Genomic DNA, 13847 nt, shown 5'->3' with positions numbered 1-13847 from the left:
TCAGTTCACGAGTGCCAGCGGTTGGCTGGACTGCATGTTGGTGTCGCGCGCCTGCACGAGGTCGTTGGGCCGCACACGCTGAATGCCGTTGACGACAATACGTTCACCGGCATTTAGCCCCTTGGTCACGATACGGAGCCCTTCATACGAGCCGCCGAGTTCCACTTCCCGGTACTGCACACGGCTTTGCGCATCAACTACGAGTACAAACTTCTTGGCCTGGTCAGTACCTATAGCGGCCTCATCGATCAGGTAAGCCTCCTGTGGCTTGCCACCCTCTACCTTTACCCGAGCGAATAGCCCCGGCAGCAACGCGCCATCCTGGTTTTCGAAGCGAGCCCTGACACGCAAGGTGCTGGTACCGCTATTGAGCTGGTTGTCGACGGAGACCAAAGTGCCTTTGCGCGAATAACCAGATTCGTCGGCCAACCCAAGCGCGACTTCCACAGGTTTGGTGTTCGAATGACGCAGGTAGCGCAGGTAGGTTTGTTCATCGACTTCGAACGAGGCGTAGATGGGTGACACAGAAACCAAGGTTGCTAAAAGCGGTGCATTAGCGCCGGCGCTCACAATGTTGCCCAGCGTCAGCTCTGCGCGCGATACCCGACCACTTACAGGCGCGTTAACCTGGGTGTGCTCCAAATCGATGCGTGCCGCTTGCAGCGCTGCTTTAGCAGCTTTTACCGCGGCGGAGGCCTCACGCGCTGCGTTACTGCGCTCATCGAATTCTCGTTTGGCGATTGCGTTACTGGAGATGAGTCGTTGCGCCCGCGCCGCATCAGTCGCCGCATAGCTGGCTCGCGATTCGGCGGCTGCCAGCTCAGCGCTGGCTTTCTCTACCGCTGCGGCGTAGGGCCGGGGGTCAATGGTGAACAGAGGATCACCTTTCTTAACAAAACCACCGTCCTTCACATTTACCGCGACGATCGTGCCGGAGACCAAAGGGCGCAGCTGGATGTGTTCTATGGCATCCAAGCGACCGGAATAGCTCTGCCACTCGGTAATGATCTTGTTAATTACTGGAGCTACATCGACTTCGATAGCCGGCGCTTCGGTTGCGGCCTGGGCTCCAGCGATGTCCGCCGCACCGTGTTGAACGACGACTCCAGCTGCTCCCCCCAAAGCGATCAGCGCACTGATCGCGATGGTGAGTGTTTTGCGTTGGACCAACATGATTCTTCTCCTATATTGGGTTGGCTAAGTGGGAACAGGCGAGCCGAAGACCAGTTGTCACAGGTGCGCGAAGGGAGAGAGGCTGGCCACTGAGTGGCGCTCTACTTCCAAGTGCAGTGCTTCGACGTAGTTGTCAGAGAGCCCATTGGCGTACAGAGCTTTTCTGAGCAGCCTCAGGTACTCAGCATTGGTACCGTGGGTTCCACGCGCTACAGCCATCTGATAAGCGATCGTGGAAACAGATGAGTCAGCCTCGTACAGCGCGTAGCCGGGATCTGCTACGAAAACCAATGCATCAATCGAGGTCTGATCTTCGAGATGGATGGGGGCCCATATCGGGGTGTAAGAGCCGAACACCATCTCGCGACGCCAGACGCACTGGAGATCCCGTTCCAACTCTGGTCCGTCAAGCTGAAAAACCACCCCATCTGTAATTCCGCCTGGCTCTAGAGCCAGCATCCGTCCAGGAACATCTGGCGTGCCTCGACCTGCAACCATCTTTAAACAGAAACTGCGATGCCATCCTTTTAAGGTCGCCAGTTCACGCCGTACAAAATCCAGCAACGGGTTCCAGATCAATGAGCCATAGGCAAAGAGCCAGATTTCGCCATGCCCAGGGCGCTTGGCCATCGTGGCATCAAGCGATTCCTGAATTCGCTCTTCGGACCAGGCCAGGTTGGACAGGGCGGCCAAGCTCTGGAGATACAGTCCATTGCTAAGGGTGTCTTTAGTCAGCATTGGGTTCCTCCTCGCACCACGGGGTAGTGCTTTGTGGAAGAAATTCTGACGTTCAAGGTGAGGTGGATAAACGCGCCGGGAAGCGACGCTTTGTAGTTCCAGGTTCTACAATTCGCAAAACCCGCTATCCACCTGGCCGCCCTGCCTCCCGCAGGGATGTTGCTGTAAAGAAGTACTTCGTCCGATGTTCGAGGTTATTAGGTGCCGTGCCAGTAATTAGTCAGAGCCGATAAGGCGTTCCGCTTCCACTCAGCGGGCATGAAGCAAGCCTCCAGCGAGTTGCTAAGTAGCTGAAACACTTGAGGGCCGGAAAGGTTTAACGAATTGATGATGGCGGCATAATTGTCATTGACGTATCCCCCGAAATAAGCGGGGTCGTCGGAGTTGACCATTACTTTCACGCCACGCTCAAGAAGCGAGCGAATGGGGTGCTGCTTCATGTCTTCAACAACCTTCAAGCGCAAGTTCGAAAGCGGACACACGGTCAACGGAATTTGCTCACGAACCAGGCGATCTACCAGATCATCGTCTTCGCTGCTCGCAACGCCGTGGTCCACACGAGATACCTGAAGCGCATCAAGCGCGTCCCATACGTACTCTGCAGGCCCTTCTTCCCCCGCATGCGCAACCACTTCGATGCCTGCACGGCGAGCCGCTGCAAATACGCGTTCGAACGTTCTCGGGGGGATTCCTATTTCAGTCGAGTCGAGCCCGACACCAATGAGGCGATGCGGGTAGTGGCTGAACAGTGGAAGAGCCTGTTCGAGCGTTTCGAGCGCTTTGCTCTCAGGTAGATGACGTAGAAAACACATTATCAGCCGGCTGCTGAAACCGAACTCATCTCCTTCTTTAAGTCCTTGCTCCAACCCTGCAACAATCGTTTCCAGGGCGACACCCCTTTCCATGTGGGTCTGGGGGTCGAAAAAAATCTCCGCATGAATGACTTTGTCAGCCTGAGCGCGCTCGACGTAGGCCCGAGCGAGATCGGCGAAGTCCCGCTCTGTCACAAGTACACGAGTGGCCACGTGATAGATGTCCAGAAAAGACTGCAGGCTCGAGAAAGAGTAGGCCTGCCTCAGCGTCTGGATCGATGCCCAGGGCAGCTGGACTTCATTACGTTGGGCCAGTTGGAAAATAAGCTCAGGCTCAAGCGTTCCCTCGATGTGGACATGCAATTCCGCCTTGGGAGCACCTGCTGCTTTCTCTACTGATGACGCCATGATGACTTGCTCCAGATGGTATGTGTGGAGCAAATCTACTGCTTCAAAAAGCAGCCTAGAATCACCAAAAATGATGGCAGGCGCTTCAAATCTGCAACACGGATAATCCATTCCTAAAGGGCTGTGTCGAAGATTTCTGAGATGAAAGCAGCCACTGCTCGGACTTTCCCACTACTGCCGTGTCCTCGGTGATATGTCAGCCAAATCTCTTGAGTCAATTCGGGGATTGCGCTTGTAACGGGGATTACACGACCATCGCGCTCAACGGCAAATGTGGCAAGAACGCCTAAGCCTCCGTTGGCGACAACTCCGTCATAAATTCCCAGTGCATAACTACACCGCAGCCAGGGTGCTCCGCTTTCGGGAAGCGAACGTAGCCAGCCGTCAGCAGTGAAGCTTGACCGCAGATCATCAAATCCAATGAAATCCAGCTCCGACCAGCGCTGCGCCTGAATCGCAGTTTGGTGCTGAGCGACGTAATTCTCAGCACCATACAAAGCAAATTCGATCTTCCCCAGCTTCTTCGCGACAAGATCGGGATGAGTAGGCTGGATAGGACGCAGCGAAATATCAGCTTCCCGCCTGGTAAGGCTATAAGGCCTATGGGAGGTGATCACTTCGATAGCGATGCGAGGATGTCGCTGACGAATCTTCGGCAGGTGGAGCATCAGAAAGAACGACACCCACTCATCAGCATTGATTCGGACTGTACCTTCAAGCTCCTCGGTTCGATGAGAGTCTCGGACTCGCTCGATGGAGGAGGCAAGTTCCTCCATCTGCTCCGCATAACCGAGAATTCGAGACCCGACCTGGGTAAGTTCGCAGCCGGTGGACATCCGCTCGACCAGCTTTTCGCCAATCTGATTTTCCAACTCGTCAAGTTTACGCGAAAGCGTCGCGGCACTAAGGTTCAGCCGTTCAGCGGCATTGCGCAGGCTTTTAGACCGCTGCACAGCCAAGAGAACCTGCAAGTCGTTCCAATCAAATCCCGCCATAAGCGAAGCCTCTTTCCAGGATCTGCCGATCGCAAAGCAGCGCTCGAAGGCAAACGGGAAAATTAGACCGTTTCAGACCGCAATCGCTCAGCCAGATACTCCAGCACTGCCCGAGTTTTGGCTGGCATTCTGTGTCCCCCAGGGATGAGTGCATGAACAGGGGGGCCGGGAACACTAGTGGCCGGTAAGACAGGGACAAGCTGTCCGTTTTGCACATACGGAAGGGCTACCCGGTCGTAAATCTGCGCGATACCCAATCCAATCACGGTGGAATCGATCAAGGCTTGGCCATCAGACAGCACAAAAGTGGGATTGGGCGTGTATTCAGAAATGTACCCATTTTCCATCAAAAACCATTGCCTCAATCGCCCTGTGAACCCGCGGAAAATCACGGCATCGTGGTCGATGAGATCCGCGATGCTTGAGGGCATGCCGTGTCGATTCAGGTATTCAGGCGCAGCATACAACTGTAGACGGATGTCGCAGAGCTTGCGGACGGTCATCTCGCTGTCCTGAGGCAGTTCGCCCGCGCGGACAACCAAGTCCCAGCCTTCTCCTACGGCATCCGACATGCGATCGGTTACCGAGAGCTCTAAGGTGACTTTCGGGTAACACTTGCGTAGGTCAGATAGGGTGGGAAGGAACAGCTGACGGAACCCCGAGGGCATGTCGAGTCGTACCCGACCAATCGGCTCTTCACGACGGGCTGCCAGAGCCTGCGCCGCATCGCGTAATGTGTCCAAGGCACTTCTTGCAGCGACAAGATATGTCTCGCCATCCTCTGTCAAGCGCACAGCTCTGGTAGTGCGTTGAAACAGTCGGGTTCCAAGCCGCGATTCGAGACGCTGGACGGCCTTACCGACATTGGACTTATTGGTTGCAAGATGCTCAGCAGCACGCGTAAAGCTGCCAGTTTGCGCAACCGCCACAAAGGCAGCTATCTCAGGTAAAGACGCATCAGTCTGCTCCATTCTTGTGTCTCCCGAAGCGACAATTTGGACGTTTCCGGCACGTTTATCGGTCATATGAGTACATAAATTGTCGACCGACTAGCTGGCGTAGCGCAATCGGAAGGTAATGAAAGAAAACAGTAGAGGAGCTCAGCTCAGCAGCTCCGCCAGGGTAGGGACATAGAACGAAGGTTTCCCGCTCTCTGTCCCCGCAGCACTGTGAGCGGACATCGATAATTTGTTGAGCTTGGTCATCTGGGCGAGCCACTCGGGACTCGTTTTCTCTTCGGGGCTGACATTATCCAAGAATGTCAAGGCTCGGTGCAGCGATTCGAGGCCTTCCGACTTCGTATCGCTCAGGGCCAATAGCTGTTGTTTCTGCATGATGTCCTGCGCTGCCTGGATCTCATCAGCGGTAAAACGCCCATCTTTGTTAACGCTCACGGCATAGAGAGATCGTCGATCTAGCCTACCGAACAAAGCGTGCACATCAGCAGGCGTCTTTTTGTCGAAAGGTAAACCACTGTTTTTCATGGCATCGTATGCGGCGTCCAGCTCCTTACGAGCATCCTCAGCGACCACGGCGAACGTCTTGCCTCGTGAGCTCGATGTAGCTTCAGGGTGACGTATCGCCAATAACAGTGCATCCACTGGCATTCCATCACGGGTAGGGAATGAAGACGTGTACCTGATGGAGTCTAGGTAACTATTTCCCCCGTCAGAGATATCGACGTCGTCACTGCTCGATGGGGGGCCGCCAACTTGGCTACCATGCTTCTCGAACTGCTTCTGCGCTCTAATCAGAAGCAGCGCGAGGTTGTGCCCACTGGTTGAAATCCGAATCATGCCCTTACCCCGAATTCTTGTTGCCAATACAGCGCCACCGCAGGCTACCGGACCGTCGTCACTGGTGAAAACCGCAGACGAGAAACAGTCCGTCGCTTAGCGGGCGACAATCATCCGCGATCGTTTAGATCGAATTGTTTGCCGATGCAGAAGGGTAGAGGGAGAGCCAGCCTCCAAGGAGACGTCAATCCGGAGGCTGTAAAAAGTAGTCCTCGTTCAGTTCCGAGAGCTCTCTGGATTGCCGTCCGAGCCACGACAGGATTTTGAAAGGCTTGGCGCCGAAGCCAGCTTTACATGGCTTACCTCTAACGATCGGCAGAGCGTGACGGGAAAGCCTCTGTAACGCCACAGCATGACCGACGCTGTTTAAAAGGAGGAATTGTCGCCGCCTTAGCCACAAAGAGTCTCCTTTCCGTAGGTTTATCGGTCACCGGGAAATTCCGAAACTGGACTCACCGCTCGATTGGCGGAACCCTTTCAAATCCAGGTGACCGAAATGAAACTCTACATCGCAGACAAAACATGCTCCGAAGCCGTACAGATTACGGCCAATGAATTGGGCCTCGACCTTGAGCTAGTCCACTTCGACGTCTGGAACAAATCCACCTCCAATGGCGAGGACTTCGCCAAGGTCAATCCGCTGCTCTACGTTCCAGCGCTCAAACTGGACACTCCCGATGAGGATATTCTTACCGAGACAATTATCATCACCTCCTATCTTGCAGATCAGCATCCTGAAGCAGGCCTGGCTCCTGCCGCTGGAACGCTGGAGCGCACCAAGTTCAACCAGTTGCTTACCTTCTTGGCCACCGAGATTGCCCAGAAGCATATCCCGCTGATGCGTAAGCTGTTGACCGAAGAAGGTACTGAGTGGACTCGGGCAAAACTGGTCCGTGCCTATACCGTGCTGGATGAGCGTCTTGCCGATGGCCGCGCCTGGCTGACCGGTGACCGGTTCACCATTGCCGACGCCTACGTATGGGGCACCATGTGGCATGAGCGCTCTGGGGTTGAAATCAGTCATTTGAAACATCTGATGGCCTACAAGGCCCGTATGGATGAGCGTGCCTCGGTGCAGAAAACTATTCGCGACCAAGCCGAAATCGTTGCTTACCACCAGTCGCAGACCGCTTAAGCAGCAAGGGGGAGGGCCTGAAGCCCTCCTGTCTTTTTCAGAGAAACATTGTCGATCTGAAAGCTACAGTCTGTTGCTACATGGGATCTTTATCCATCAAACCGCCTCTTGCTAGCGTCATCAACTCTGTTGGTATCCTCCCTTGGGTAGGAAGCATCTATCCGCTAGCAATGGAGTTACAGCATGGAAAAGACAGCATTGATTGCAGGTGTCAGCGGTCTTGTCGGCAACAACCTTGCTCAGCACTTGTGCTCTCATGGCTGGAAGGTATTCGGTCTGTCCAGAAACGGAAAACACCTACCAGAGGAGGTTAACCCTGTAACAGCCGACATGTTGAACCTAAGCCAACTCAAGGAAGCCCTGGTAGGGATAGAACCCTCCCACATCTTTTTCGCAAGCTGGCTTCGCCAAAAAACTGAGAAGCAAAACATCGAGGTAAATAGCTCGATGATTCGAAACCTCCTGGACGCGGTCTGCCCTTCGGGTAGCGTTGAGCATGTTGCCTTGGTAACCGGGTTAAAGCATTACCTTGGCCCCTTCGAGCAGTATGCAAAGGGCACTCCTCCGACTCCCTTCAAAGAATCCCAGCCTCGTCTGGATACGGAAAACTTCTACTACGCCCAGGAAGATGCCTTGTTCGAAGCATCGCGCCACTATGGTTTTACCTGGAGCGTGCACCGTCCACACACCTTGGTGGGCTACGCCATCGGCAATGCCATGAACATAGGCATGACGCTTGCGGTCTTCGGTGCAATATGTCGGGAAACGGGCCAGCCTTTTCACTTCCCAGGTTCGGCAACCCAATGGAACGGCCTTACGGACATGACGGATGCCCGCCAGTTAGCTTCGCACGTCGAATGGGCTGCATTGACGCCAGCGGCGCACAATCAAGCCTTGAATGTGATCAATGGTGATATCTTCCGCTGGAAATGGATGTGGGAACGCCTGGCTGCGTGGTTCGACATCGCGGCTGTTCCCTTTTCTGGCGAGATTTTTCCCCTTGAACAGCAGCTTGCTGAATGCGCTTCAATCTGGACTGATATGGCAGCTAAGCATGATTTGAAGATTGACGATATCAACCAACTAGTCTCGTGTTGGCACACTGACGCCGATTTGGGACGGGGCATCGAATGTGTCACCGACATGACCAGGAGCAGGTTGCTTGGGTTTGACCCCTACCGATCAACCGAAGCATCGTTCTACGACTTGTTTGAGCGGTTGCGCCAAGAGCGGATTATCCCATAGCGCGCTCTAGACACGCGCCCAGGCCATGCGCCATAGCATTTGCTACGGGCATGGCTGTTGATTAGCAGGGATAAGCCATCTCACACCGTAACGCTTCTCTTTTGAATGCGCACTATTGTCTCTTCTAGGGATACAGATCGTGGCCATTGCCGGTGTTTCTTAAGTGCGGCCAAGTACAGATACTTCATGCTCATCGCCTATCAAATCAAGATGAGAATCATATGCCGAATATGCTAGCCGCTCAAGATGAATCAAGCCAGATCAAGAAATTTGAAATCAGTATCTCTGATTCAACTCTCAAGGATCTAAAGCTACGCCTGGAGCTCACTCGCTTTCCTGAAAGGGAAACGGTTGAGGATGACTCGCAAGGGCCACAGCTTGAACGTGTAAAGGATCTAATCGAATACTGGCGCGATAAATATGATTGGCGGAAGATTGAGAAGCGGCTCAATCAGTTCGACCATTTTAAAACCGATATCCAGGGCTTGGGTATTCACTTTATGCACATTCGGTCTCCACATGAGAACGCCTTGCCGCTTCTTATGATTCACGGGTGGCCTGGATCTGTGCTCGAGTTCCTCGACTCCGTCGATCCGCTCGTTAATCCTACCAAGCACGGTGGCAGAGCTGAAGATGCGTTCCACCTCGTGATTCCTTCACTCCCTGGATTCGGCTTCTCGGATAAACCCTCCAGTACTGGCTGGAACCGAAATCGCATTGGTAAAGCCTTTCACGAGCTGATGGAGCGGGTTGGTTATCCGGAATACGTAGCTCAGGGAGGTGACTGGGGTAGCCACATTGTAACGGAAATGGGACGCCTCCAGCTTCCAGGTCTGATGGCCATCCACACCAACTTGCCTCTGATCACCCCGATGAATAAACCAGAGCATCCTAAGCCAGAGGAACAAGTTGTGTATGACCAACTTGATCGCTTCATGGCGAATGGCGCCGGGTATCATATCGAAATGATGACGCGTCCTCAAACCATTGGCTACGCCCTTAGCGACTCACCTATTGGGCTGCTGACCTGGGTTTACGAGAAGTTTGCGAGCTGGACGGACAGCAATGGCGACCCTCTCAACGTGCTCACTCGGGATCAAATTCTTGACAGTGTGACGCTATATTGGGTGACAAATACCGCAGCGTCGTCCGGCCGAATTTATTATGAAAACGCCGATGCGCACTACAATTCCATCCAAGTTAAAATTCCAGTAGCAGTTTCTGTGTTTCCTGGCGAGATTTGGACTCCGCCCAAAGAATGGGCCGAAATGTCATATCCAAAATTGATTCATTGGAATCGAACCGAAAAAGGGGGGCATTTCGCGGCTCTTGAGCAACCGGCGATCTTTATCGAAGAGGTTCGGGCAGCTTACCGATTGCTCCGATAAGCGGAAAAAGGCGGCGGCCTCATCGGCCGCCACACATTACCGTAGGCATCAATACCAAAGAGAGCACTTTTTGGAAATTCTATAAGCCATTCACAGTCTTCCTTCGCGCAGGGAGACGAACAATCGAAGATCGAGCGCCGCCCGCGCGGCGCATCGCGAGCTGCGCTCGCTCCTACGTTTCTTTCGGGCCAATTATTTCTGTGGGGTTTTCGCGCGGACGCCTTGGCTCATGGCGCAATATCGCGTCGTATCAACAAGGCGGTCGCGCGCGCCTGTCACAGGCGTTACTGGCCGGAAACAAACCTAGGAGCGAGCGCAGCTCGCGAGGCGCCGCGCGGGCGGCGCTCGATCTGATAGGCGCTGAAAATTTCACGATGAACGTCCGCTTTGGGTCGAAAGCTGCCATTCAGTGCAGGCGGAAAAGCCTCAAAATCAAGCCTGACGCTTTCTCACCGCCTGCTTCGTAAAGGTCACGCAATGCAGCCTGACCGGCGATTTTGTGCAGATTGAAGTGGTTGTAAAACGCTTGGCCCAGTCGCTGATGCTCGAAGTGCCCTTGTCTCCAAAGCCGGACGAACTCCTCATAAGCTGCGCGTTCGATCTGCAATGACGAATCGGTTTCCATGCAGGTTTCCATCAGTAGAGGGTCGCAAACGTACCAAGGGCCTGTCGCCCCAACAAGATCGGTCTTTCCAATCAGATGGGCAGTTATGGGTCGATAGCGGTCATTCGTGACCAGCAGCTTCCGACCCATAGCTGCCCTTCGTGGAGGACAGCAATCGGCCAAAAGCGGACTGATTACCGGCAAGTTGAGCAAACATCACTAAATATGTAGAGGTTCACAGAGCACCGAACCTATTCACCTTTCTTGCAAACGTGCAGGATCAGATCTCTAAGCCATCGATGAGCGGGATCTGCACTGAATCGTGGATGCCAAAGCAATGAAACGGTGAACTCCGGCATATGGAATGGAAGCGGGAAGCTATACATACCGTCGCGCAAACTCGCGGTATGGCGCTCTGGCACGGTTGCGATGAGGTCTGAGCCCCGAGCCAATCCTAACGCGGTCGAAAAGCCACCGACTATCGTTACTACTCTTCGTTGCAGCCCGAGCAACAGCAGCGCGTCATCCAAGGGACCTTTTTCCAACCCTTCTCGTGATACGGAGATATGCATGCCAGCCGCATACTTTTCCGAAGTGATTGTGCCGCGGCTCAGTGGATGCGTGTCGCGTACCACGCCAATGTAATTGTCCCTGAACAAAGCCTGGCCTCTGAGCTCGGGGGCAGAGGCCAGATCTATGACGCCGGTTTCTAGATCCACGATTCCATCGCGTAATGGTTTACTGTCTTTGTCCGGCTTCTGCATAAAGAACAGTCTTACTCCTGGTGCCTTTTGCGCAACATGTGCGATAAGTGCCGGACCAAAATTCTCAGCAAACCCCTCACTGGTCCTGACTGCGAAGGTCCGCTCCAGTGTTTCGAGGTCAAGGAGCTCCGCTGGCCGCAAAGCTTCCTGTGCATCACGCACAAGCTGAGCGACATGCTCACGCAGCTCGATCGCCCTGGGAGTTGGCACGAGCTCTCGTCCCGCCCTGACTAAAAGCGGATCTCCAGTGGTTTCTCTAAGCCGCGCAAGTGCCCGGCTCATGGCTGAGGGGCTGAGGCGTAGGCGTTTGGCGGCACGCGTGACACTGCCTTCAGCAAGAACTGCGTCGAGGGTAATGAGCAGATTGAGGTCTGGATTTGACATAGCCTCATCTTAGCCCAATCCGCTGACATATAGCGTCCGGCGCAACTATAAAGTGCAATTATTGCGCCTTCCGCCATACGTATACGCTGAATACAGTTCTCTCCATCGGCACAACCGTACCGAACTGAATGAGGAGAGAATCTATGAGCTCGTTGAACAGATTTGTTGAGCGTGTCCAATCAATCTGGGCACCGCTAAGTTCTGCAGTGGTCGCCGGCTGCCAGCAGCAGTTGGATGAGCTCCTGAAGACACCTGCCACCGAGCCCTGGCTGGCTGAACTGCACCAGCAAGCACCGGCTCAACAAGAGATGCACCGAGATCCGGACAACGGATTTGTACTGTTGGCACATACCGAGCCTGAAGGGCTCTACCGGCCGCCTCATGATCACGGTCGGAGCTGGGTCATTTACGCAGTGCAGCAGGGTGAAATAGAAATGGGCACCTATGCCAAGGTTCAGGACTCGGATGGCAAGGTGAAACTGGTGAAGCGCGGATCCACAACGGTGAGCGCCGGTCAAACTCTGGTCTTCTTGCCTGGCGATATCCACGATACGCAGTGCATCAGCGGACCCGCGTTGCTCTTTCGCTTCACCGAGCGAGACTTGAAGAAGGAAGACCAAGAGGCCGGCAAGCTAACAAGGTACGTCAAGCAGGATGGTGATTGGGTCCCGGCTATCCAGTGTATCCCCGGATGGCTGAAGTCATGAAACGCGATCCTGCTCCCGAAACCGGCGTCCGCGCCCCACAACCTGAGCATGCTGCCGCAACGGAGCATGCTTTGGATGCGCGCCTACTGCGACCCGCACCGCGGCACCTCGCTGCCATCGCCTCAGTGCTGGCAGCTCTGGCACTCGTGGTACTCAACACCGCAATAACTAATACGGCTCTGCCAACGATTGCCCAATCGCTGCAAGTGCCTCCAGCGTTATCAATCTGGATCATCACCACTAACCAGGCGGCCCTTTTGACCACGTTGCTGCCCTGTGCGGCACTGGGAGAAAGTCTTGGTTACCGCAAGGTATTTCGCTGGGGCATTGCGATTTTTCTGGCTGGTACGCTGATGTGCGCTCTGGCCCCGACGCTCTCCTGGCTGATTGCTGCGCGGTTGCTCCAGGGGCTGGGAGGTGCGGCAATTATGGCTCTCGCCATTGCACTGTTGCGCCAAGTTGTACCGAGCCATCAGTTAGGCGCGGCGATAGGCTGGAATGCACTTGTTGTTGCTTTGTCATCAGCAGCAGGGCCTGCCTTGGGAGCAGCGATTCTCGGCGTGGTCGCCTGGCCATGGCTGTTTGCTGTTCTGCTCCCTTTCGGGCTCTGGGTAATGCTAGCGGCTGGCGCATTACCGGTAGTGGACGGTACCGCGCGTAAAGCCGATCTGTTGAGCATGGCATTGAATGCCGGAACATTTGCATCACTGGTCATAGCCGCTGGCGTCATCACGGAACACCCTGTGCTGGCTGTAGCATTACTGACTATTTCTGCTACTCAGCTGGGGCTATTGGTAAAGCGTGAACGGCAGAAGGAAGCACCACTGATTCCGCTAGATCTACTCAGTTCCAATTCATTCCGTATTTCGGTTATTGCATCCGTGCTTTCCTTTGCCGGGCTAACTGCAGGCTTGGTAGCGCTGCCCTTCTACCTGCAGCACGGCCTCGGACAAGGGGTGCTGGAGACAGGCCTCTATATGATTCCCTGGCCTTTAACAGTCGCCCTGTTCGCTCCGCTAGCGAGCCGCCTAGCAAACCGATGTTCGACTGCCTGGCTCTGCTCCGTGGGTGGAGTTTGTCTTGCCACAGGATTAACAGGGGCTGCACTTTGGCCTCTGCGGGAAAATCTCATCATCCTTGTGCCACTGACCATGCTCTGCGGTGTCGGGTTCAGCCTCTTCAACGTGGCCAACAACCGCAACATGTTCCTCGCGGCGCCAAAGAGTCGGAGTGGTGCGGCTGGGGGCATGCAGGGTACCGCTCGCCTACTCGGGCAAACGGCTGGTGCTGTCATCATGACATTGCTCTTTAACCTGCTTCCCGCCGACTCTGCGCCTCAATTTGCCCTTTGCGCGGGAGCCTCATTGAACTTACTCGCTGCCCTTATAAGCACACTGCAAGGCATGCCTAAAGCATCAGTTTCTAACTAATGCACTGAATCCCAAGACATCGATTTTTATCATTAGCGTGTCATGGATGAAGTTCGACCCGAGACAACCTCATTGCCCATGAGATCGAGTGCGCCCGCGTGGCCCCGATCTCATAGGCGCTACATACCCCAAGGCGAACACATCCGAATCCACGCAAGCCCCAAGGCAAGAGAGTCCGTCACGGGTACGAATTTCTAGCCCTGGCCGCTGGATGTCACGCACTGCAACGGCCTTAAAGCAGCCTGGCCAGTTGACTCTCCCGTTAGGG

Annotated in this window: 13 protein-coding genes; 5 read left to right on the top strand and 8 right to left on the bottom strand. The window is 54.6% G+C overall.

The window, feature by feature from the left end:
• The 6 genes from HU763_RS14085 to HU763_RS14060 all read right to left on the bottom strand — a co-directional run bounded on the left by HU763_RS14085 (position 1) and on the right by HU763_RS14060 (position 5727).
• Positions 1-1173: an efflux RND transporter periplasmic adaptor subunit gene (locus HU763_RS14085; RefSeq protein WP_186690608.1), complete on the bottom strand. Its 1173-nt coding sequence runs from the start codon at positions 1171-1173 to the stop codon at positions 1-3.
• Between the two features lie 57 nt (positions 1174-1230).
• Positions 1231-1911: a gamma-glutamylcyclotransferase gene (locus HU763_RS14080; protein ID WP_186690607.1), complete on the bottom strand. Its 681-nt coding sequence runs from the start codon at positions 1909-1911 to the stop codon at positions 1231-1233.
• 197 nt (positions 1912-2108) lie between these two features.
• The gene (locus tag HU763_RS14075) at positions 2109-3131 is read right to left on the bottom strand and encodes an adenosine deaminase (RefSeq protein ID WP_186690605.1); all 1023 of its coding nucleotides are present in this window, start codon (positions 3129-3131) and stop codon (positions 2109-2111) included.
• A 113-nt stretch (positions 3132-3244) separates the two neighbouring features.
• Positions 3245-4126, bottom strand: coding sequence for a LysR family transcriptional regulator (locus HU763_RS14070; RefSeq protein ID WP_186690603.1), 882 nt, complete (start codon positions 4124-4126; stop codon positions 3245-3247).
• Positions 4127-4188: 62 nt separating this feature from the next.
• Entirely contained in the window at positions 4189-5097 is a 909-nt protein-coding gene (locus tag HU763_RS14065; RefSeq protein WP_186690601.1) for a LysR family transcriptional regulator, read from the bottom strand.
• 129 nt (positions 5098-5226) lie between these two features.
• The gene (locus tag HU763_RS14060; RefSeq protein ID WP_186690599.1) at positions 5227-5727 is read right to left on the bottom strand and encodes a hypothetical protein; all 501 of its coding nucleotides are present in this window, start codon (positions 5725-5727) and stop codon (positions 5227-5229) included.
• A gap of 691 nt (positions 5728-6418) precedes the next feature.
• Between HU763_RS14060 and HU763_RS14055 the strand changes: the two genes are divergently transcribed.
• The 3 genes from HU763_RS14055 to HU763_RS14045 all read left to right on the top strand — a co-directional run bounded on the left by HU763_RS14055 (position 6419) and on the right by HU763_RS14045 (position 9690).
• On the top strand, positions 6419-7057 hold the full coding sequence (locus HU763_RS14055) for a glutathione S-transferase C-terminal domain-containing protein (protein WP_186690597.1): 639 nt from the start codon (positions 6419-6421) through the stop codon (positions 7055-7057).
• Positions 7058-7240: 183 nt separating this feature from the next.
• On the top strand, positions 7241-8302 hold the full coding sequence (locus HU763_RS14050; protein ID WP_186690595.1) for an SDR family oxidoreductase: 1062 nt from the start codon (positions 7241-7243) through the stop codon (positions 8300-8302).
• A 221-nt stretch (positions 8303-8523) separates the two neighbouring features.
• On the top strand, positions 8524-9690 hold the full coding sequence (locus HU763_RS14045; RefSeq protein WP_225931882.1) for an epoxide hydrolase family protein: 1167 nt from the start codon (positions 8524-8526) through the stop codon (positions 9688-9690).
• Positions 9691-10096: 406 nt separating this feature from the next.
• Here HU763_RS14045 and HU763_RS14040 read toward each other — a convergent pair whose 3' ends face one another.
• Both HU763_RS14040 and HU763_RS14035 read right to left on the bottom strand, forming a co-directional pair.
• The gene (locus HU763_RS14040; RefSeq protein WP_217884010.1) at positions 10097-10315 is read right to left on the bottom strand and encodes a hypothetical protein; all 219 of its coding nucleotides are present in this window, start codon (positions 10313-10315) and stop codon (positions 10097-10099) included.
• A gap of 230 nt (positions 10316-10545) precedes the next feature.
• Positions 10546-11442 carry a LysR family transcriptional regulator gene (locus tag HU763_RS14035; RefSeq protein WP_186690695.1) on the bottom strand — a complete coding sequence of 299 codons (897 nt, stop codon included), beginning with the start codon at positions 11440-11442 and terminating at the stop codon, positions 10546-10548.
• Between the two features lie 143 nt (positions 11443-11585).
• Between HU763_RS14035 and HU763_RS14030 the strand changes: the two genes are divergently transcribed.
• Positions 11586-12149, top strand: coding sequence for a cupin domain-containing protein (locus HU763_RS14030; protein WP_186690693.1), 564 nt, complete (start codon positions 11586-11588; stop codon positions 12147-12149).
• Entirely contained in the window at positions 12146-13579 is a 1434-nt protein-coding gene (locus HU763_RS14025; protein ID WP_186690691.1) for an MFS transporter, read from the top strand. The genes HU763_RS14030 and HU763_RS14025 overlap by 4 nt, the downstream gene beginning before the upstream one ends.
• The last annotated feature ends 268 nt before the right edge of the window (positions 13580-13847 follow it).

The organism is Pseudomonas anuradhapurensis (assembly GCF_014269225.2).
Lineage (GTDB): Bacteria > Pseudomonadota > Gammaproteobacteria > Pseudomonadales > Pseudomonadaceae > Aquipseudomonas > Aquipseudomonas anuradhapurensis.
The sequence above is the reverse complement of the archived record's forward strand: the minus strand, read 5'-3'. Positions and strand labels throughout refer to the sequence as shown.